This window comes from Providencia sp. PROV003 (assembly GCF_045040775.1).
In the GTDB taxonomy this organism is placed as follows: domain Bacteria; phylum Pseudomonadota; class Gammaproteobacteria; order Enterobacterales; family Enterobacteriaceae; genus Providencia; species Providencia huashanensis.
In genome coordinates this window covers 1,731,123-1,752,475 of the sequence record NZ_CP096369.1, presented here as the reverse complement: position 1 = coordinate 1,752,475, position 21,353 = coordinate 1,731,123, and the positions used below count along the sequence as shown (strand labels likewise).

General features: G+C 39.9%; 20 protein-coding genes and 3 tRNA genes. 13 read left to right on the top strand and 10 right to left on the bottom strand.

The features are described 5' to 3' along the window. Nucleotides 1–93: 93 nt before the first annotated feature. Nucleotides 94–819 carry a 30S ribosomal protein S2 gene (gene rpsB, locus M1F14_RS08040; RefSeq protein ID WP_004257504.1) on the bottom strand — a complete coding sequence of 242 codons (726 nt, stop codon included), beginning with the start codon at nucleotides 817–819 and terminating at the stop codon, nucleotides 94–96. 679 nt (nucleotides 820–1,498) lie between these two features. Here rpsB and map point away from each other — a divergent pair. From map to M1F14_RS08020, 4 genes are all read left to right on the top strand, one after another. Continuing rightward, complete coding sequence (map, locus tag M1F14_RS08035) at nucleotides 1,499–2,296, top strand: type I methionyl aminopeptidase (protein WP_181468724.1); 798 nt, start codon at nucleotides 1,499–1,501, stop codon at nucleotides 2,294–2,296. Nucleotides 2,297–2,404: 108 nt separating this feature from the next. Then, nucleotides 2,405–5,041, top strand: a complete 2,637-nt coding sequence (gene glnD / locus M1F14_RS08030; RefSeq protein WP_129466375.1) for a bifunctional uridylyltransferase/uridylyl-removing protein GlnD — start codon at nucleotides 2,405–2,407, stop codon at nucleotides 5,039–5,041. Between the two features lie 62 nt (nucleotides 5,042–5,103). After that, on the top strand, nucleotides 5,104–5,931 hold the full coding sequence (gene dapD / locus M1F14_RS08025) for a 2,3,4,5-tetrahydropyridine-2,6-dicarboxylate N-succinyltransferase (RefSeq protein ID WP_042848990.1): 828 nt from the start codon (nucleotides 5,104–5,106) through the stop codon (nucleotides 5,929–5,931). A 432-nt stretch (nucleotides 5,932–6,363) separates the two neighbouring features. After that, on the top strand, nucleotides 6,364–6,744 hold the full coding sequence (locus tag M1F14_RS08020) for a DUF3461 family protein (protein ID WP_042848991.1): 381 nt from the start codon (nucleotides 6,364–6,366) through the stop codon (nucleotides 6,742–6,744). Between the two features lie 82 nt (nucleotides 6,745–6,826). Here M1F14_RS08020 and M1F14_RS08015 read toward each other — a convergent pair whose 3' ends face one another. The 3 genes from M1F14_RS08015 to M1F14_RS08005 are packed head-to-tail and all read right to left on the bottom strand — an operon-like array spanning nucleotide 6,827 to nucleotide 8,401. After that, nucleotides 6,827–7,279 (bottom strand): flavodoxin, encoded by a 453-nt coding sequence (locus M1F14_RS08015; protein ID WP_042848992.1) that lies wholly within the window; start codon nucleotides 7,277–7,279, stop codon nucleotides 6,827–6,829. Nucleotides 7,280–7,296: 17 nt separating this feature from the next. Continuing rightward, nucleotides 7,297–8,058 carry a tRNA pseudouridine(65) synthase TruC gene (truC, locus tag M1F14_RS08010; protein ID WP_042848993.1) on the bottom strand — a complete coding sequence of 254 codons (762 nt, stop codon included), beginning with the start codon at nucleotides 8,056–8,058 and terminating at the stop codon, nucleotides 7,297–7,299. Between the two features lie 7 nt (nucleotides 8,059–8,065). Next, a complete protein-coding gene (locus tag M1F14_RS08005; RefSeq protein WP_042848994.1) occupies nucleotides 8,066–8,401 on the bottom strand; it encodes a YqcC family protein in 336 nt (111 codons plus the stop codon). A gap of 248 nt (nucleotides 8,402–8,649) precedes the next feature. Here M1F14_RS08005 and M1F14_RS08000 point away from each other — a divergent pair, with 248 nt between their 5' ends. Beyond that, nucleotides 8,650–9,546 carry a DUF535 family protein gene (locus M1F14_RS08000; RefSeq protein ID WP_042848995.1) on the top strand — a complete coding sequence of 299 codons (897 nt, stop codon included), beginning with the start codon at nucleotides 8,650–8,652 and terminating at the stop codon, nucleotides 9,544–9,546. 527 nt (nucleotides 9,547–10,073) lie between these two features. Here the strand turns inward: M1F14_RS08000 and syd are convergent. Further along, entirely contained in the window at nucleotides 10,074–10,634 is a 561-nt protein-coding gene (gene syd / locus M1F14_RS07995; RefSeq protein ID WP_042848996.1) for a SecY-interacting protein, read from the bottom strand. Nucleotides 10,635–10,778: 144 nt separating this feature from the next. Between syd and queF the strand changes: the two genes are divergently transcribed. The 3 genes from queF (at nucleotide 10,779) to xni (ending at nucleotide 13,890) form a co-directional block, all read left to right on the top strand. Next, the gene (gene queF / locus M1F14_RS07990; RefSeq protein WP_042848997.1) at nucleotides 10,779–11,624 is read left to right on the top strand and encodes an NADPH-dependent 7-cyano-7-deazaguanine reductase QueF; all 846 of its coding nucleotides are present in this window, start codon (nucleotides 10,779–10,781) and stop codon (nucleotides 11,622–11,624) included. A gap of 97 nt (nucleotides 11,625–11,721) precedes the next feature. Beyond that, the gene (gene ppnN / locus M1F14_RS07985; RefSeq protein WP_042848998.1) at nucleotides 11,722–13,089 is read left to right on the top strand and encodes a nucleotide 5'-monophosphate nucleosidase PpnN; all 1,368 of its coding nucleotides are present in this window, start codon (nucleotides 11,722–11,724) and stop codon (nucleotides 13,087–13,089) included. 45 nt (nucleotides 13,090–13,134) lie between these two features. After that, nucleotides 13,135–13,890: a flap endonuclease Xni gene (gene xni / locus M1F14_RS07980; protein ID WP_042848999.1), complete on the top strand. Its 756-nt coding sequence runs from the start codon at nucleotides 13,135–13,137 to the stop codon at nucleotides 13,888–13,890. Nucleotides 13,891–13,940: 50 nt separating this feature from the next. Here the strand turns inward: xni and rlmM are convergent, their stop codons facing one another. From rlmM to M1F14_RS07965, 3 genes are read right to left on the bottom strand one after another with little or no spacing between them, the layout of a single operon-like run. Next, nucleotides 13,941–15,044, bottom strand: a complete 1,104-nt coding sequence (rlmM, locus tag M1F14_RS07975; RefSeq protein ID WP_048606315.1) for a 23S rRNA (cytidine(2498)-2'-O)-methyltransferase RlmM — start codon at nucleotides 15,042–15,044, stop codon at nucleotides 13,941–13,943. After that, nucleotides 15,037–15,432 carry a DUF423 domain-containing protein gene (locus M1F14_RS07970; protein WP_042849001.1) on the bottom strand — a complete coding sequence of 132 codons (396 nt, stop codon included), beginning with the start codon at nucleotides 15,430–15,432 and terminating at the stop codon, nucleotides 15,037–15,039. The genes rlmM and M1F14_RS07970 overlap by 8 nt, the downstream gene beginning before the upstream one ends. Nucleotides 15,433–15,460: 28 nt before the next feature. Beyond that, entirely contained in the window at nucleotides 15,461–16,402 is a 942-nt protein-coding gene (locus M1F14_RS07965; protein WP_042849002.1) for a transcriptional regulator GcvA, read from the bottom strand. Between the two features lie 696 nt (nucleotides 16,403–17,098). Between M1F14_RS07965 and csdA the strand changes: the two genes are divergently transcribed. Beyond that, nucleotides 17,099–18,304 (top strand): cysteine desulfurase CsdA, encoded by a 1,206-nt coding sequence (gene csdA / locus M1F14_RS07960; RefSeq protein WP_042849003.1) that lies wholly within the window; start codon nucleotides 17,099–17,101, stop codon nucleotides 18,302–18,304. A gap of 30 nt (nucleotides 18,305–18,334) precedes the next feature. After that, on the top strand, nucleotides 18,335–18,793 hold the full coding sequence (gene csdE / locus M1F14_RS07955) for a cysteine desulfurase sulfur acceptor subunit CsdE (protein WP_048606312.1): 459 nt from the start codon (nucleotides 18,335–18,337) through the stop codon (nucleotides 18,791–18,793). 41 nt (nucleotides 18,794–18,834) lie between these two features. Here csdE and tcdA read toward each other — a convergent pair whose 3' ends face one another. Both tcdA and mltA read right to left on the bottom strand, forming a co-directional pair. Beyond that, complete coding sequence (gene tcdA / locus M1F14_RS07950) at nucleotides 18,835–19,653, bottom strand: tRNA cyclic N6-threonylcarbamoyladenosine(37) synthase TcdA (RefSeq protein WP_042849006.1); 819 nt, start codon at nucleotides 19,651–19,653, stop codon at nucleotides 18,835–18,837. A 30-nt stretch (nucleotides 19,654–19,683) separates the two neighbouring features. Next, a complete protein-coding gene (gene mltA / locus M1F14_RS07945; RefSeq protein ID WP_048606311.1) occupies nucleotides 19,684–20,805 on the bottom strand; it encodes a murein transglycosylase A in 1,122 nt (373 codons plus the stop codon). A 232-nt stretch (nucleotides 20,806–21,037) separates the two neighbouring features. Here mltA and M1F14_RS07940 point away from each other — a divergent pair. The 3 genes from M1F14_RS07940 to M1F14_RS07930 all read left to right on the top strand — a co-directional run bounded on the left by M1F14_RS07940 (nucleotide 21,038) and on the right by M1F14_RS07930 (nucleotide 21,349). Next, nucleotides 21,038–21,114, top strand: a tRNA-Met gene (locus tag M1F14_RS07940). A 63-nt stretch (nucleotides 21,115–21,177) separates the two neighbouring features. Further along, nucleotides 21,178–21,254, top strand: a tRNA-Met gene (locus M1F14_RS07935). Between the two features lie 18 nt (nucleotides 21,255–21,272). Next, a tRNA-Met gene (locus M1F14_RS07930) sits at nucleotides 21,273–21,349 on the top strand. The last annotated feature ends 4 nt before the right edge of the window (nucleotides 21,350–21,353 follow it).

The window sequence follows — 21,353 nt, the reverse complement described above, 5'->3', positions numbered from 1 at the left end:
CTGATTCATATATAAAAGGGGCCTTTATCAGGCCCCTTCTAACATATAGCAGTACCTGTATAGCAATACCTATAAATAAGGACTTAAGCCTTATTATTCAGCTTCTACTAAGCTTTCTTCTGCTTGAACAGCCAGATCTTGTGAACGGCCTTCACGAACGGTGCTTGCTACAGCGCCCAGATACAGTTTGATTGCACGGATTGCATCATCGTTACCAGGGATAACGAAATCGATACCATCTGGATCAGAGTTAGTATCTACGATAGCAAATACTGGGATACCCAGATTGTTTGCTTCTTTGATAGCAATGTGTTCGTGGTCTGCATCGATAACGAACAGAGCGTCAGGTAAACCGCCCATATCTTTGATACCGCCTAAGCTGTTTTCTAACTTACCAAGTTCACGAGTACGCATCAGCGCTTCTTTCTTGGTCAGTTTATCGAAAGTACCGTCTTGCGACTGAACTTCTAAATCTTTCAGACGTTTGATTGACTGACGAACAGTTTTCCAGTTAGTCAGCATCCCACCTAACCAACGGTGGTTAACGAAATACTGATCACAGCTGTTAGCAGCTTCTTGAACGGCTTCGCTTGCAGCACGTTTAGTACCGACAAACAGAATTTTGCCTTTACGAGAAGCAATTTTAGTTAACTCAGCCAAAGCTTCGTTGAACATTGGAACAGTCTTTTCCAGGTTGATGATATGAACTTTGTTACGAGCGCCGAAAATGAAAGGTTTCATTTTTGGGTTCCAGTAACGAGTCTGGTGACCAAAGTGTACGCCCGCTTGTAACATATCGCGCATGGAAACAGTTGCCATTTAATACCTCTGTATATAAGTAATTGGGGTTATGCCTCCACAAATCCCATGCTACCGACTCTATGGCTGCGTTTAAACGCATAAGAGCACCCCGGAGCACGTGTCGATTTGTGTGTGTTATTACACAATTGAGTTTAAGTTTATCGCATATCCAATTTTCTATCCGACTAACAACATTTGAGCAGCATTCATTGATGCACAAAAAAGTGAGAAGAAATAATATGGATTGCCGGCGCGCTTTATACCATAAATCCAACTTAGAAGCCAACTTTTGTTGTTTTTTTCGCTAACAGAAATGACAAAAAAGCAGATTGATTAAAAAGCGGTTCACTCGGGAAATATGATATTCCCATTAATCAATTATAGACGCTATTTGGGCAGGGTAAAAACGCTGGTAGAGTAAAAATCTTATTTTCTATCGGTGTTATTTCTCCGTTCAAGATATCTTCATCATTACTGTGCATTTTGTGCTATAAAACACTTAGGTTCGTATAGCCTCAGCGCCCTACTCACCTATCTAAAAAACACTTAATCTATCGGTTCCTATCGATAGCTAGTTGGCAGGAAATGCGGTGGCTGTTACCATAAGTGTTATTGATGTAAAAAAGGTACCAAACCTATTTTCACCCCCCTTTATTAAACATGCCATTAATATATGTGGCATGAATGGATTAAACTCATGGCTATTATTATCAAAACTGAAGAAGATATTCAGAAAATGCGTGTTGCGGGTAGGCTAGCAGCGGAAGTGTTAGAAATGATTGCGCCACATGTTGTGCCGGGCGTCAGCACTGGTGAATTGGACCGCCTCTGTCATCAACACATCGTTGAAACGCAGCAAGCTATCCCTGCCTGTCTTAACTATCACGGTTTCCCTAAATCCGTTTGTATTTCCGTCAATGATGTCATTTGTCATGGAATTCCTAGTGAAGATAAAATTTTAAAAGATGGTGATATCGTTAATATCGATGTTACGGTGATCAAAAATGGTTTCCACGGTGATACGTCTAAAATGTTCATTGTTGGGAAACCGACTATCCAAGGCGAGCGTCTTTGCAAAGTCACATTAGATAGCCTGTACTTAGCCCTACGTCTGGTTAAACCGGGTATTCGCTTACGCACCCTAGGAAAGGCCATCCAAGAGTTTGTTGAAAAACAAGACTTTTCAGTTGTACGTGAATATTGTGGCCATGGTATTGGCGAAGGGTTCCATGAAGAACCACAAGTTCTACATTATGATGCTGATGATAGTGGAGTGGTGCTACAAAAAGGCATGGCATTTACCATCGAACCTATGGTTAATACTGGCGATCACCGCATCCGTACCATGAAAGATGGTTGGACAGTCAAAACCAAAGACCGAGGTTGGTCAGCACAGTATGAACACACTTTAGTCGTTACTGATAACGGTTGTGAAATCTTAACATTACGTAAAGAAGAAGAGCCATTTATCTCAGCGGTTCTGGTTAACGCCTAATTCCAAGAAGACCCCCTCACATTAGGGGGTTCTTTTTCTGTTCATTTTTACTAAAAAACCGTAAGCTGATATAAGTTTTTCTATCGATATCACTACGGAAAGATAAAGATGACGGCACTTCCTACTCCCTATCTCTCACCAAACCAATTTGGTCCCCACGACCTTGAACTCAGTGCCTTAAGGCAACATGTCGATGATTTTGACCATTGGCTAGAGGAAGCATTCAACCAAGGTAAAGATGTCGTTGACCTAGTTCATATTCGCAGTGACTACCTCGATGCTTTACTGACTCGTCTCTGGCAATCATTTAAATTTGAAAAACAGTCAGGGATGTCACTGATTGCGGTTGGTGGCTATGGCCGTCATGAGCTGCACCCACTTTCTGATATTGATATCTTAGTGTTAAGTAAAGAGCCACTACCTGAGACATTAGCAGCTCAAATTGGGCAATTTATTACTTTATTGTGGGATCTTCGCTTTGATATTGGTCATAGCGTTCGTTCTTTATCTGAATGTATTGAAGCCGGCAATGCAGACCTCACAACCGCAACAAATTTAATTGAATCAAGGCTAATTTGTGGTGACATCGCCCTCTTTTTACAGTTACAAAAAACGATTTTCAGTGATGAATTTTGGCCTTCCGCTGTCTTTTTTGCCGCTAAAATTGAAGAGCAACAAGAACGCCATCAACGCTACCATAGCACTAGCTACAACTTAGAACCTGATATTAAAAGCAGCCCTGGTGGCTTGCGGGATATACATACCTTACTATGGGTAGGTAGGCGTCACTTTGGGGCAACAACCGTCGATGAAATGGTGGGTTTTGGTTTTTTAACCGAAGAGGAACACCAAGAACTCAAAGAATGTTTAGTCTTTTTATGGAAAATTCGCTTCGCCTTACACTTAGTGGTTAAACGCCATGATAATAGACTGTTATTTGACCGCCAGTTTAGTGTAGCCAATCTATTGGGTTATCAAGGTGATAAAAACCAACCTGTTGAGCGAATGATGAAAGATTTTTATCGCGTCACTCGGCGCGTTAGAGAACTAAATCAAATGTTATTACAACTATTTGATGAAGCCATTTTGACCCTCAACCCCGATGAAAAGCCTCGTCCTATTGATTCTCAATTCCAGCTTCGTGGCTCGTTAATTGATATGATTGATGATGACCTATTCATTAACCAGCCTGCCACTATCTTAAAAATGTTCTACCAAATGGCCCGCTATCCCAATATTACAGGGATTTACTCAACCACTTTACGGCAATTACGTTTTGCGCGACGAAATCTTGTGAAGCCGCTCTGTGAACTGCCAGAAGCACGAAAACTATTCCTAAAAATATTATGCCATCCAAGAGCAATCAAAGGTGCGTTTGTCCCTATGCACCTTCACAGTGTCCTAAGCGCTTATACGCCTCTTTGGAGCAATATTGTTGGCCAAATGCAATTCGACCTATTCCATGCTTATACCGTCGATGAACACACAATTCGCGTCTTGCAAAAAATTGATAGTTTTACCCTAGAAGAAAATCGCCGCGATCACCCGCTTTGTGTCAGTGTTTACCCTAAATTACTTCAACCTGAGATTTTACGGCTAGCCGCTATTTTCCATGATATTGCTAAAGGGCGTTCAGGAGATCATTCTGATCTTGGAGCCGAATTTGTGTATGACTTCGCCTTATTACATGGTTTTTCGAGCAAAGAAGCAGGTCTTGCCGCTTGGTTAGTAAAAAACCACTTACTGATGTCAGTAACCGCTCAAAGGCGTGACATTCAAGACCCCGATATCATTAAGCAGTTTGCAGCTGAAGTAAAAACAGTTTCGCGTCTTAATTATTTAATGTGTTTGACCGTCGCTGATATTTGCGCGACCAACAGCACATTATGGAATAGCTGGAAACAAAGTTTAATCCGCGAGTTATTTTTATCCACTGAACACCAGTTAAATCAAGGGATGCAAAGCACGCCTGATTTGCGCCAACGTATCCGCCATCACCGTTATCAAGCTTTATCATTATTACGGCAGTCCCCTACTAACGAAGAAAAATTGCAAGCGCTTTGGTCCCGTTGTCACGCCGACTATTTTTTGCGTCACACCCCATCACAACTGGCTTGGCACGCCAAACATTTGCTAGCGCATGATTTAAGCCAACCGCTTGTCCTGATAAGCACCCAACCTAAACATGGTGGCACTGAAATTTTTATTTGGTGCCATGATAAACCCCATTTATTTGCAGCTGTTGCTAGTGAACTTGATAGGCGTAATTTAAGTATTCACAGTGCGCAGATCTTTACTAATAAAGATAATATGGCAATGGATACTTTTGTGGTGTTAGAGCCTAACGGGAATGCATTGTCGAAAGATAGATATGAACATATCCGTAAAATGTTGTTGCTAGCGGTGCAACAACCTGAAATTTCGCTACCAAAACCACGCACTATTCCATCTAAATTACGTCATTTTACGGTTCCAACAAAAGTCAATTTTTTACATTCAACGAATGATCGCCGTACCTATATGGAATTATTTGCCTTAGATCAACCAGGGTTATTAGCGCGAATTGGGCATGTTTTTGCTCAAATGGAAATTTCGCTATATGGCGCACGGATCACCACTATTGGCGAAAAAGTTGAAGATTTCTTTGTGTTAGCAGATAAAGAGCACCAAGCCTTAAGTAAAAATATGCAACAAGAGTTATCAGAAAGGTTGACAGAAGCCCTAAAATCGAAGGATAAAATATAGCGCTCATCGCATTATTGCGGTCAACGCTTACTTTCATGTCATTCAAGAGGGAAATACAATCAATGCAGCATTTACAGGCGATCATTGAACAAGCATTCGAAGATAGAAGCAGTATTACACCAAATACCGTCTCTATCCCAGTAAAACAAGCCGTTTTAGAGACTATTGCATTACTTGATAGCGGTAAATTACGTGTCGCAGAAAAAATTGCTGGTGTTTGGGTTACACATCAGTGGCTCAAAAAAGCCGTGTTGTTATCATTTCGTATTCAAGATAACCAAGTCATTGATGGCGCTGAAAGCCGTTATTTCGATAAAGTCCCAATGAAATTTGCCGACTACGACCAAGCTCGCTTCGAAAAAGAAGGTTTTCGCGTTGTTCCACCAGCCGCTGTACGTAAAGGGGCTTACATTGCTAAAAATAGCGTCTTAATGCCATCATACGTCAACATAGGGGCTTATGTTGATGAAGGCACCATGGTTGATACATGGGCGACAGTCGGCTCTTGTGCGCAAATTGGTAAAAATGTTCACTTATCTGGCGGCGTTGGCATTGGTGGTGTTTTAGAACCATTACAAGCAAACCCGACAATAATTGAAGATAACTGCTTTATTGGTGCTCGCTCAGAAGTGGTTGAGGGTGTGATTGTTGAAGAAGGCTCCGTTATTTCAATGGGGGTTTATCTGGGACAAAGCACAAAAATTTATGATCGCGAAACTGGCGAAATCTTTTACGGTCGTGTACCTGCGGGGTCTGTCGTTGTTTCCGGTAACTTGCCTTCCAAAGACGGTAGCTATAGCCTTTACTGTGCTGTTATTGTTAAAAAGGTCGACGAGAAAACACGGGGTAAAGTAGGGATCAATGAATTATTAAGAAGTATTGATGAATAATTCCTATCAGCCACTACTTACCATCTAAAAACCTATTACTCAGTTTTTGTAATCATTTCATAGTAATTAGGTTAAACATGAAGCTATCCCGAAGCGCATACCTTGTATGCAAATCGGGTGGCCATATTCAATACACTTTCGTTAATATTTCATTTTGTGGTTCATCTGAGCGCATTAATTGCAAAGAGAAGTTTGTCAATTTCAAGAAATCGCGCATAATATGTCCGTGACTTTTGCCGTTTACCATCAATAAAACTGTATTATTTTATTTTTCATTATAATGATGCTATTGCAAAATGACGTAATAGGGTATTTCCAACCTACGTCTTTAAACCAGTAGTACCATAAAGGGAAATAGACCGATATTGTTACGGCCTTGCTCACACTATCACTTTGTTTACCGACTCTGTTCCTACAGTAAAGCGAGCTAACATGTACGATAATTTGAAAAGTTTAGGCATCAGTAACCCCCAAGACATTGACCGCTATTCCTTGCGTCAAGAAGCGAATAATGACATTTTAAAAATCTATTTTCGCAAAGATAAAGGGGAGTTTTTCGCTAAAAGCGTAAAATTCAAATACCCACGCCAACGTAAAACGATTGCCGATGGCGGTAATAATTTCAAAGAAATTAACGAGATCAATACTAACCTACGTTATGCGATTGAAGAACTAGACCAAATTTGCCAAACAGAGCAAACTGATATTGATTTAAAACACAAAATTCTTGATGACTTACGCCATTTAGAACATGTTGTTTCAAATAAAATTGCAGAAATTGAAGCTGACCTCGAAAAACTTACCCGTAAATAATTTACAGGCGAAGTGATTATATACTGCGCCGTAGCATTACCGCTATTTATTATAAATATGGGTAATCCCACGGTGCAGGCATTTAAAGTAGCTCAGCCCAAGCTTCAATCCAACTCTTCGCATATTCTTCTGGCGTGTCCACTTCAATTGCATCAATAAATAAAATATCACCAATACGTGTAGCTGATTGTTCGGCTAATAGTTCATCAAAACGGACCCCAGCCCCGCAAAAACTTTCATAACTGCTATCACCTAAAGCAATTAGGCCGTAACGTAAATCAGGTTGATAACCAACAACATCGTTAATTTCACTAAACAACGGCGCTATAGTATCGGGCAAATCCCCTTGGCCTGTAGATGAAGTCACAATTAAGGCAATTTCTTCACCTGAATTGTAGTGTTGCCAATCATTCAAGGTAGGTTCGTCAAAGACAACCACTTCATGCCCTTGCTGTTCTAAAATTTCTTGTGCCGTTTCTGCAACAGCCAAAGAGTTACCATAGACAGTTCCAACAAAAATGCCTATTTTTGACATAACACCCCCTCTATTTCTTATTCATTTGACGAATTAATAACGTTTATTCCTAACTTTACAACCTTATCTGACCACCCAAATTGTTCAATTAATGACAACCATTGTGTGTCCCACGGCGCAACTAGTGATATATTTTCTTTTGTTATCGGGTGATTTAAATTTAATAAACTGGCATGCAACATCAGTCGTGATACTGAAAAATTCGCATTAACTCCCCGGTTCTGCCGCAAATCACCATGTTTACTATCGCCAATAATAGGATGACGAAGGTGAGACATGTGCCTTCTTAGTTGATGCTTACGGCCTGTTTCCGGCCTTAATTCAACCAAGCTGAACCTAGATGTGTCGTAGCGCCCGATAGCAATAGGGCATTCAACGGTGGCGATTGGCTTACAATGAGTAATACATTCCTGTAAAACGGGCTCACGAGACGCGTGTTTATCCGCAATTTTATCTAACTCTTCTAAGAGTGGATAATCGATGGTTTGCTCTTCGGTTAAATAGCCACGAACGATAGCATGATATACTTTTTCTAACTGGTGGCTTTCAAACTGTGCAGCTAACAGCCTTGCAACCTCACTCGACAACGCAAAAAGCAATATACCTGATGTAGGCCTATCAAGCCGATGAATGGGATACACATATTGCCCAATTTGATCTCGCAGCGTTTGCATGACAAACACCGTTTCTTTGCTATCTAACCAACTGCGATGCACTAGCATACCTGCCGGTTTATTCACCGCAACCATATACTCATCGTGATAAATGATTTCCAGCATTAATTATTCACCCGCTCGTTTTCGCTGAAAAAAGGCCGTCTAGCTCACGCAAGTGATGAATAACCAATGTATAACGCTCTTCTTCGTCATGCTTATAAGCCTCTTCAAAATAAGGGGCAACTGCAAAGCTTGTCGGCAATACCGCTTTTTGCTCAATCAGTATCTGCAAGCGAGGGATCAAAACCCATTGTAACCATTCCGAAGCTTCCATTGTATCAATACAAAAGGGTTCAACACTTTTAAAAGCTTCAGGACTTGGTGGCTGTTCATTCCAAAGGGATTTTAATTTCATTTCCTCTTCTAGATGACAAAGTTTTTCAATAATGCGTTGTTCAATATTCATGCTTAAACCTATTTAATTATCACAAAGCAAATATACTTTATTTTTCATCACAATTCTGTCGGATAAATGGGGTTAAAAACGAGGAAATACAAGTTTATTGATATCTCTATACCATTATTTTCTGCTTAATTATCTGCTCGACTTAACTTGATAAGTTTCGTTGATGATTTGTTTCGATTGATAAAAGTAAAATCAAATGTTTTTCAATTTAATACAAACAAAATAATTAACAATAAAATGGTTTATCTATGGGATTACTAAAGCAGTGGCGTAAGGAAAATAAAGTTTGGCGAGCTTTTAACTCAAAATATGTTGAATTAAAAAGAAAAATTCGTATTACTAAACTTCCTACTGAGCAATATAAACACTATCAGGTAATGTGCCAAAACTACCGTTGTGCTCAATTTTCGGCGGCAATTGAAGGTGTTCCTCATTTCATTGAACGACCGATTAATAAATACCTTCATAAGGCTTGGACTGGAAAGCAAAAGTTGCTTACGGCTAGCTATACACTTAATTTAGTTGAAACAACATTTAAACCTGAAGCTATCGAAGCCATGTTTTGTGATAAACGTGAAGGGCTTGTTGTGGCTAATATTGAGTTAAAATCAGGGGATTTTGCTCAATTAACCTTAATATATTCACAATACCCAAGAGAAGGTGACCTCACTCTACACCTGAAAAATGAAACAGGTGATGAGATCTATTTAATGAGTTTTTCTTTCGGCCCTGAAGGCCAACTTTATGTATGCTCCTTACAAGGGCCTTCAACCGAGCAAAGTGTTGACCAAGTTAGGTTAATTACTAAACAAATGCACGGTATGAGACCTAAGAATTTATTAATGTCCGCAGTTTATGCTGTCGCTACTTTTTTCCATGTAAAATCAATATTAGGCGTTTCTAACCAATGCCATATTAAGAGCCAACATTTAAAATCAAGTTATGATACTTTTTGGTTAGAGTGCAATGGGACGCAAACCGCAGACGGCTGGTTCCAATTGCCAATTCAAGAGCCTGTACGCGATATCGAATCAGTCAAAAGCCAACGCCGAGCTGAGTTTCGCCGTCGCGAAGCGCTGCGCGATGCAATGACCCAAGAAATTATTATGTCATTAACTAAAAACTCCCAGCATAACAGCCATTAATATTTCGTTCGCAGGCCTTGCGTTAGCAAGAATGTAAATGATAACTAGCCGTTAATAAAAATGCCTTGAAGAACCATAACCAATAAAGCCTATTATTAACTCTATAATATTTATCAGGAAAAAAGCCAGTCAACCTTGGTTGACTGGCTTACGCTTTAGGACTTATGCATCCTGCAAAATGACATCCTGTCACTCAACATCCTGTTGAATAAAAGCATGTTAATAGGTGTTTTAACCTATTTAGCAATCCCTCGCTTTACTTTTAAAAATTTTTACACCCTATAATTAGGTATAAAAAGCTAAACTGACTTACCCTGTCCAGCGAGATAAGAATGTATGAAACCGCTTACTAAAACAACCTAGTATGGCTTGCAATAATTCAATAATATTAAATGAAATATCACGTACGGTAGTAACGCCATGAAATAAAAAGTTAAATAATTATCATTCTTATAAAAGAAGAAAACTTTAAGATATTGCTTAACTTAATTGTAAGCTTTTACCTACACCAAGTTGTAATAAAATGCTTACCCCTTTGGCTCCACAATGACAGTCAGCTCTTCAAGAAAACAGGTTAAATTCGAAGAAAGTACTCGTCTTTCTTTACTACCAAATTTTTCTAGGATTATTTCACCACTAAGATTACACATTGATATCATTTCAAGTTCAGAATCTAAGGTTGCAATAAACAACGTTGGCGGCAGCTTTAAACGCTTTTGAGTGACCAAATGGCCAATTAAATTTTCCTGTAAGCGAATAAAGTCATCCTCATTCCAAACTTGCACTAAATTAAGGGTAATATCACGAAATGTCGCTTTCATATCACCAGCTAACTGAGTGGTATAAAAAGTGTGGATATCACTTTGCAAATTGATATCTAATGCAGTAGCGACTTTATCCAGGGTTGCACCCTTAATTGGAAATGTTTGAGGCTCCCAATACACCCAGTTTTCGCCAGTGCGAACAATACAAGGGGATGGAATACCATATAAATCCGTTGAAGCGGGCGGTAAACCAGTTTGTTGTTGCCATTGAGAAACATATTTCTCAGTAAAGTTATGCAATGCGACAGAAAGTGTTGTATTCATATTTATATGGTTTTATAGCTGCGTTAAATTGAAAGACGTCAACAAGGTGGATAAATGGTATTATGGCAGAAGTTTACGGGCGAATAAAATGTACCAGTTTCTGCCTTTTAACCTCATTCTCGTTTATGAAGTACAAGGACCAATATGTCACACTACCAGAATAATCCCGCACTTGATAATTTAACGTTAGGGAAAAAAACGGCTTATCATGACCAATATGATGCAACATTACTCCAAGCCGTTCCTCGCAGCCTAAATCGCTCTCCTTTAGCGATCTACGCTGATGCTCTTCCCTTTCATGGTGCAGATATCTGGACAATGTACGAGCTTTCTTGGCTAAACCAACGTGGTGTCCCTCAAGTTGCGATTGGTTCAATCAGTGTTGATGCCCATAGTGAAAACCTTATTGAATCCAAAAGTTTTAAGCTATATCTCAACAGCTTTAACCAAACATGCTTTGAAACTTGGGAAAATGTGCGAAGCGTTTTGCAAAATGATTTAAGCCGCTGTGCTAATGGTAAGGTTAGCGTTACACTTTATAAATTAGATGATTTTTCCCATCAACCTATCCAACCATTGCAAGGGATATGTATTGATGATCAGGAAATTGATATCAATAATTATGAATTTAACCGTGACTACTTAGCAAATAGTACGCAAGAAGATATCGTCGAAGAAACCTTAGTTAGCCATTTGTTAAAATCAAATTGTTTAATTACTAATCAACCAGATTGGGGCTCCGTACAAATTCACTATTGCGGTGCGAAAATTAATCGTGAAGCCCTATTACGTTATTTAATTTCATTTCGCCATCATAATGAGTTTCATGAACAATGTGTTGAACGTATATTTAATGATATTACACAACTGTGTAAACCCGATAAATTAAGTGTTTATGCACGTTATACTCGCCGTGGAGGGCTTGATATTAACCCATGGCGAAGTAATGAGGATTTTACGCCTGAATTAGGTCGTTTAGCACGGCAATAAGTATCCATGTAGTTGAAAAACAATTGAAAGTAAATGTTACCCATGCATTTACAGTACAATTCACATATCAAGAACCCACTGGGTAAAGGAGTACTACTTGATTACTCATATCAGTCCATTAGGATCTATGGATCTACTATCTCAACTTGAAGTTGATATGCTAAAACGTACGGCCAGTAGCGATTTGTACCAATTATTTAGAAATTGCTCTTTAGCCGTTCTACACTCAGGCAGCCTTACTGATAGCAGTAAAGAGCTATTAGAAAAAAGCAAAGATTTTGATATCAATGTATTACGTCGTGAGCGCGGTGTTAAACTAGAACTTATAGACCCGCCAGAAAAAGCCTTTGTTGACGGTAAAATCATCCGTACATTGCAAGCAAACCTATTCTCAGTATTACGTGATATCCTGTTCGTTCATGCACAAATTACCTACGCAAAAGAACAATTCCATTTAGACCTTGAAAATGGAGCTCATATTACTAATATGATTTTCTCCATTTTGCGTAATGCCCGCGCATTACATATTGATGAAGACCCAAGCATGATTGTGTGCTGGGGCGGTCACTCCATTAATGAAATCGAATACCAGTATGGTCGTAAAGTTGGTAACGAACTTGGCTTACGTGAGCTCAATATTTGTACTGGCTGTGGGCCAGGAGCAATGGAAGCACCAATGAAAGGTGCTGCTGTAGGGCATGCTCAACAACAGTATAAAAATAGCCGTTTTATTGGTTTAACAGAGCCATCAATTATTGCCGCAGAGCCACCTAACCCACTGGTAAATGAGCTGATTATTATGCCTGACATTGAAAAACGCTTAGAAGCGTTTGTTCGATTAGGCCACGGCATTATTATTTTCCCTGGGGGGGTAGGAACTGCTGAAGAGCTACTTTACTTACTGGGTATCTTAATGGACCCAGCCAACAGCGAACAAGTTCTGCCGCTTATCTTAACGGGTCCAAAAGAAAGTGCTGAATATTTTACCGTTTTAGATGATTTTATCCGTCATACCTTAGGTGAAGATGCCAGTAAGCATTACCAAATCATTATTGACGATGCCCAAGAAGTCGCCCGAGTAATGAAGCAAAGCATGCCAAAAGTTAAAGAGAACCGCCGTAGCACCGGTGATGCCTATAGCTTCAACTGGTCAATTAAAATTGCTCAAGATTTACAACACCCATTCGAACCAACGCATGAAAATATGGCTTCATTGAACCTTCATCCTGGTCAAGAACCTGAAAAACTGGCCTCTGATTTACGCCGCGCTTTCTCTGGGATTGTTGCTGGTAACGTAAAAGAGTTTGGTATGAAGGCAATAGAAAAGCACGGGCCATTTAAAATCCACGGTGATACCGAACTCATGAAACGAATGGATATTTTACTGCAAGGCTTCGTAGAACAGCACCGCATGAAGCTACCAGGTGGTACAGCTTATGAGCCTTGCTACGAAATTGTAAAATAAGTATGGTCTACAAGTAAGGATAAACATTTTAAGTATGGCGTATTTATGATCCATTTATTAATTATTGATGCACTAAACTTAATACGCCGCATCCATGCGGTGCAAGGAAGCCCGTGTGGTGAAACCTGCTTATCTGCCATATCCCAATTATTAAATCATACCGCTGCAACTCATATTGTGGCGGTATTTGATGAGGAAGGGCGGCATCAAAGTTGGCGTCATGAAAAACTACCCGATTACAAAGCGGGTCGACAGCCTATGCCTGAGGATTTACAAGCTGAACTGCCAACTCTCATTGCTCTTTTCCAAGAAAAGGGGATACATTGCTGGCAATCTGAAGGAGATGAAGCAGATGATTTAGCGGCGACCTTAGCAACACGCATTGCTGGGTCGGGGCATACAGTTACCATCGTATCCACAGACAAAGGTTATTGCCAATTATTATCTCCGAATATTCGAATTCGTGATTATTTTCAAAAACGCTGGCTCGATGTTCCGTTTATTGAGAAGGAATTTGGCGTTACACCTGAGCAACTCCCTGATTACTGGGGGCTTGCCGGTATTAGCAGTAGTAAAGTGCCTGGGGTTGCAGGGATTGGCCCTAAAAGTGCAACGCAGCTTTTACAACAATATCATTCAATTGAAAATTTATTTGCTCATTTATCGGAACTAGAAGAAAAATGGCAAAAAAAGTTAGTCGATCAGCAGCAAATTGCATTGATTTGCCGTGATATTGCAACATTAAAAACAGATATAGCTTTGCAAGGTAATTTAAATCAACTACGTTACTACACTAAATAAACACACAAAAAAGGCCACACTTGGCGGCCTTTAGAATGGCAGTACACTAACTAGTAATATTCACGCGCCATTGGGTTGGCAGACCAAATTCTCATCACATGTACAGTGACTTCTTCTCGGTCATGATAAAGTTGCTTAGCTTGAATTAACACATTCACACCTTGCTCTTTTAGCTGTGTTTTCATCTTTTCCAGAATATGTGAAACTTCTTCATAACGCTTTTTCATTGGCAACTTGAGATTGAAAATAGCTTCCCGACACCAACCTTGTGCTAGCCAATCAGTCATCAGTGCAGCCACCTTCGCCGGTTTTTCAACCATATCACATACTAACCAAGTAATGTTTTGTGAACTTGGCTGAAACTTAAAACCATCAGCTCGGTGGTGTTTAACTTGCCCAGTATCCATTAAGCTTTCTGCCATTGGGCCATTATCTACGGCATGGACCATCATACTGCGCTTCACTAATTGGTATGTCCAACCTCCCGGACATGCCCCTAAATCAACTGCGTTCATACCGCTTGCTAACCGCTCTTCCCACTCTTCATACGGAATAAATACATGAAAAGCTTCTTCGAGTTTTAATGTTGAGCGACTTGGCGCATCTGATGGAAATTTTAATCGCGGGATACCCATATAAAAATTCGAACTGTTATTGGTATAGGAATACCCTGTATAACAGCAACCCGGAGCAATAAAAAATACATGGATCACTGGGCGCTTAAAATTTTCAAGAGGAAGTAAAATTTTCTCTTTACGTAACGCATTACGTAAAGGCACCGTAAACTTACGGCAGAACTTCATTAACTCTTTAGATTCATTCGTGTCTGCCACTTCAACACGAATATCACCCGCTCGAGCAACTTGCTGGCTCAGCGCTTTTATAATCGGGGTAATACGATCCTCTGGCGGCAGATCTTTTAGTAAATCCCCCACCACAATCATTTGACGAGCAAAAATTAACTCTCGAAAAGGCAACGTCCGCGCGAGTGTATCTGCATCTTCTGCTTGGTAACACTCAAAAATAACATAACCACTATTTTCTTTTACCCGAGCAAAACCATAAATTTCTTTTTGCCCGGCTTTGTCTGTAATCTCTGCTGCACACTCTTTCTCAAAGCCTGGACGGCAATATAGTGCAATTTTATTACTCATTACGTGACGCCGATTTCCTTAGACGCATAGCGCCAATTACTACTAACAGCCAGCCAATCAGGAAACATACTCCCCCTATTGGCGTAAAATAAGAAAAGTATTTTACCTGCAATAGGGCCATACAATAAAGACTACCGCTAAAAAGAAGTATGCCAACTGAAAAAAATACCCCTGACCAGTAAAACCATAGAACCACTTTACGCAATAAAACTGCACCTAACACCATAAGCGCAACAGTATGTAACATCTGATAACGTAAGCCTGTTTCAATCCAGTCCATTTGGTGGACACTCATGATTGACGACAACGCATGAGAGCCTATAGCCCCAAAAGCAACAGTAAAGAAGCCACTAATCCCAGCAAAAATTAACATCAAACGACTATTCACAGTAACACCTTTTTATTTAACTACTTGATTACTGAATAAGCGCCACATCTTGGTCACCCGTAATAAAGCCTAATTTTTCTTGTTCACTCGCTGCTTGCCCTAAGATCCACTGGCGAAATGCCGCTATTTTGCCCAAATCTGCTTGGCTTTCTTGGCAGACTAAATAAAATGCATTTTTACTCACCAATACTTCACTGAAGGGGCAAACTAAACGCCCTGCATCAATTTCATTTTTGGCCATCACATTATTTGTTAATGCAATACCTTGCCCATGTACAGCAGCTTGGATAACCATAGCACTATGACTAAAAATAGGCCCTTGCTGTACATTGACCACATTCTGTAACTCTAGTTGTTTAACATACGCTTGCCAGTCTCTTCGAGAAGAATCGTGAAGTAACGTATGTTTTGCTAAATCTTCGGGATTTTTAAGTTGGTTATCACCTGTTAATAACGATGGTGAACATACTGGCATTAGATATTCAGCATACAGCCGATCCGTTCTTAACCCTGACCAATTTCCTCTACCGTAGAAAATAGCGACATCAACATCATCTGCCAATTTATCTTCTTCTCTATCCACAGCCTGTATTCTTACATCAATACCAGGATAAGCTTGGTTAAAGCCTGAAAGCCTTGGTACAAGCCATTGGATAGCAAAGCTTGGTGACAAACTTACTGTTAGAGCCCCTTTCGCGCTTCGCGCTTGAAGCTTGCGTGTCGCCTCATTTAAAGAAGAGAAAATTTCTTTAATATCAAGATAATAGCTCTGACCTTCTTCCGTTAATAATAATGAACGATTACGTCGGCGAAACAGCTTGAGCCCAAGAAAATCCTCCAAACTTTTCATTTGGTGACTAACAGCAGCTTGCGTTACAAATAATTCTTCTGCAGCCTTAGTAAAACTTAAATGACGAGCTGCTGCATCAAAGACTCTCAGTGCATTCAGAGGCGGTAATCTTTTAGACATAATCACTTCTACTTGGCATATTGTTATTCATTAGTTTTTTTCATCCGAAGCATTATAATTTGTCCCTTGAGGATACGCCAGTAAATACCTATAGTATGCACACTTCCTAAGCCGGAACGAAAAGTTACAGAGTTTAGTTACTTTGGAACTTTTGGCTTTGTGGTTGTGATGTTGTGTTTGCAAGTTGTCTGGTTCAGCCAGACTTTGTAGCTTTGCTACTGTTTTTTCACTTCCTGTACATTTACCCTGTCTGTCCATAGTGATTTTTATAGTGCACCGCCAACGCGCGGTGCTTTTTTTTGCTATTTATTTAAACCACTAACAATAAATACCTAAGCAATTTAACGTAATAAATACAATAATCTATAGATAACTACTAGTGTACCGAAAAAACTTTCAGTTAGATATTTAAGATAATTCTTGAAATATGTTCGTAAAGGATATCAATAAAATAATTTCTGAATAAAAAGGATTGCATTGTAATGCAAAACGCTAAATCATTTTAAAAAACACACTCTAGATAATTGATAACAATTAATACCAAACGTAACAAAATATTTCAATGCTTAGGTTGAAAATGATATGTTTAAATTAATCAAAAAAATAACTATAAATGTACTAATAAATGTACAATCAAATTACACCACACTCAGCAATAGCCAATAACAGATAAATTTTGACTAAAAGAAAGAACTCATGGACCATTTTAGCGCCGCTTCATTTCGTCTCGCATTTCCTGCTTTAGACTCATCGACTCTATTTTTTGATAGCGCAGCTACCGCATTAAAACCCATAGCCATGATCGATGCTTCAAATAATTATTACCGTTTATCAGGTAGTTCTGTTTATCGGGGCCAATCCCCTGACGCCTTAAAATTAACTCGTGACTATGAACAAGGCCGTGTCCGCACTGCCAAATTGATTAATGCCCCCAGCGAAAAAAATATTATCTGGACGCGTGGAACTACTGAATCAATCAATTTAATTGCTCAGTGTTATTTTCGCTCAAGATTACAACCCGGTGATGAAATTATTGTAAGTGAAATCGAACATCACTCAAATTTATTACCTTGGATTATGCTAGCTCAACAAACTGGCGCTAAAATAATTAAATGGCCTGTTGAAAAAGACTTAACATTAAGCCTTGATGTGCTCAAATCAAAGCTCTCCACAAAAAGCAAACTTGTTGCTATCACACAAATGTCCAATGTAACGGGATATCAAACTGATTTACATGCTATAACTCAGTTGGCTCACCAAGTTGGGGCACTTGTTCTGGTTGATGGAGCACAAGGTGTAGTACATAGCCCAATAAATGTAAAAAAGCTGAATATTGATTTTTACGCATTTTCAGCCCACAAATTGTATGGCCCTACAGGGCTTGGGGTTTGTTATGCGAAAACTGAGCTATTAGAACAAATGAGCCCTTGGCACGGAGGAGGTAAAATGCTGACTGATGTCACATTTGACCATTTTACCCCTGCGCCTATCCCACAGCGTTTTGAGGCTGGAACACCAAATATTGCTGGCGTCATTGCCTTTTCTGCTGTCCTTAAGTGGCTAGAAGGTGTCGATTTAACTTCTGCTGAAGCTTATGCATGTTCCTTGGTGGAATACGCCTACGAGAAGCTGTCATTACTCCCCAACTTTATGAGTTATCACCCTTCTCACTCCCCTTTATTATCATTTAATTTTAAAGATATTCATCATAGCGATTTAGGTACCCTCTTGACCGAGCAAAATATTGCATTACGCTATGGTCAGCATTGTGCCCAACCCTTAATGGATGCATTGAATATTAGTGGGTGTTTGCGCATTTCAGTAATGCCTTATAACAACCAGCAAGACATCAATAAGTTTATCGATGCAGTCACACTCTCACTTTCTATACTAAATGATTAAATGAAGACTAAAGATACAGAAGGAAGCCTAATGACTTCGACTAAACATGATTTTGCTCCGCACCCTTTTGGTACAGAGATTGGAATTCAAGAAATAGTTGAACAATTTTCAACGTACAAAGCATGGGAAGATAAGTATCGTTTGCTCATCCAGCTTGCTAAAAAGTTACCACCATTAACTGACGATGAAAAGCAACAAACTCAAGAGGTTAAAGGCTGTGAAAACCGCGTCTGGATAGGTGCACTGCTCAATGATAATAATACGTTCCACTTTTATGGTGATAGTGAGGGGCGTGTAGTAAAAGGTTTATTTACCATTTTACTCGCGGCGGTAGAACAAAAAACAGCGCAGGAAATCATAGATATTAATTTTAATGATTTACTCACCCAAACTGGCTTACCGGCACAGCTAAGTGAATCCCGCCAAAATGGCATTCAATCACTCATTAGTGCAATTCAAAATATTGCCAGTGAAATGACGCCAGCATAATCAATGCTAGAAAGAGGCTATTTTATGGCCTCTTCCTATTCTTACTCACTTTGACTTGCCTGCCTTTGTGCTTTTGCAACCATTTTTTTGAGTGCATGAGAAACTGCGATAAAGCCAAAGCTCGCAGTTACCATGGTTACTGCGCCAAAACCTGCTGCGCAATCCATACGCTTAGAACCCTCGGCGGTGCTTTTAGCGGCACACACCGTCCCATCACTTTGCGGGTAAACTAATTGCTCAGTTGAGAAAACGCAATCAATACCAAGCTTGCCTTTGCCATTTTTCACGACATTAAAATCAGATTTCAAACGTTCACGTAGTTTGGCAGCTAATGGGTCCTGTATAGTTTTTGCGAGATCTGAAACTTGGATTTGCGTGGGGTCAATCTGCCCCCCGGCTCCCCCGGTCGTTACCACAGGGACTTTAAAGCGCCTGCAATACGCTAGCAGTGCAGCTTTTGGCCTAACACTATCAATCGCATCAATAACATAGTCAAACCCCGTACTAAGGTATTGAGCAGCATTATCAACAGTGATGAAATCATCAATCACATTCACTACACATTCAGGGTTTATTTCCAAAATGCGATTTTTCATGACTTCAACTTTGGGTAAGCCCACTGTCGATTTTATTGCATGTAATTGGCGGTTTGTATTGGTTACACAAATATCATCCATATCAATCAAAGTAATATAACCAATACCTGAACGAGCTAGCGCCTCAGCTGCCCATACACCAACCCCACCGACACCAATAACACAAATGTGAGATCGTGCAAAAAGATGAAGGGCTTGTTGCCCATATAAACGCCCGATCCCAGCAAAACGCTGCATCCAAGCATCTGAAAGCTTAGCTTGCATAATAACAAACAACCTTAGTTAAAACGTTAACTACATTGTACCAAAAAGCGGTTGGCTTTTTTTCAACACCCAAACTCGCCCATAATGATTATAAAAACCTGCCATTTTCCCAGCTTCATGGCCCGTTCCATGGTAAATATCAAAATGATGTCCTTTAATTGCCCCTCCGACATCTAAGGCAACCATCATACGCATTTCATACTGCCCCGTAAATTTACCATTACCGTCTAATACGGGGATTTCTGCAAGTAATGCGGTCCCAGGCGGAATTAATGTTTTATCTGATGCCACTGAAGCTTTAGCAATTAAAGGTACTGCACTCGCCCCCCTAACAGGGACAAATGATTGAGGCTTAAAGAAAACAAACGATGGGTTTTCTTCTAATAATTGGCGAACTTCTTGCTCACTGTGGTTATTTGTCCAATCATGGATAGCTTGCAAAGACATTTGGTTTAATGGTACTTCTCCACGATCAACAAGCACTTTACCGATACTTTTGTATGCATGACCGTTTTTACCTGCGTAACCAAAGAAATTCAGTGGGCTGCCATCACCAAAGTCAACATAACCACTTCCTTGTACCTCCATCATAAAATTATCAACGACAGAGTTACTATAAGCTAAAATTAAATTATCACTCAATGCACCATTGTAAATAGCTGCTCGGCTAGGTAAGCGGGATTTTCTTTTCGGTGGCATACCATATAGAGGGTAACGAAATTCACCTTGTGGGACGCGTCTAGCCTCGATAACAGGCGTGTAATAACCAGTAAATTGCACATTCCCATAATTATCAGCTCCTTCCATTTGAAAAGCTGTTAAATTGAAATTAGCTAATTTCGCAGGTTCTCCCCCCGCCATTAACCAATTCTCGATAGCATGGTAGGTATCGCTGTTATTTTGAAATAAACGGGGGGATGCATTTTTGATCTCAACAACTTGTTGATTAAAATCAGGTGCATTAATAGGCCGACCTTGAACATTCACTTGGTTAACTTTTTGCAGGTCTTGTACTAAACGCCCATCTTTATATTGTTGGCCTTTATCCGTTGGATGAGTTTGGCATCCTGCCAATAAAGAAAAAAACACACTGATTACCAACCCATTTTTTACTGCTCGCTTATTTACAATTTTTGTCAGTCCTAAATTCATTCTCCACCACCCAAGCGCATCCAACAATCCAATATGAAACGCACAATAGCAAACCCAAATTGGGAATGAAACGAGTAAACATATTTAGTTCAGTTATTTTTCTCAATACTCCCACCAAAGATTAAAAAGTAGACATTCAGTGCGGATTTTGTTCTGTAGATGCTGAAATTTGAAAAAAAAACACGAAAAAACTTGCATCAGATCTCATCCCGAGTATAGTGCCCGAATCGGACGCGGGGTGGAGCAGCTTGGTAGCTCGTCGGGCTCATAACCCGAAGGTCGTTGGTTCAAATCCAGCCCCCGCAACCAATTACTGATTTTATCAGTAAAGTATTAAAAGTAGTCAGCAGTATAAAGATGTAAAAATTCAGTCGCGGGATGGAGCAGCATGGTAGCTCGTCGGGCTCATAACCCGAAGGTCGTTGGTTCAAATCCAGCTCCCGCAACCAATTTTTTACTTCTTCAGTCGCGGGGTGGAGCAGCATGGTAGCTCGTCGGGCTCATAACCCGAAGGTCGTTGGTTCAAATCCAGCCCCCGCAACCAATTC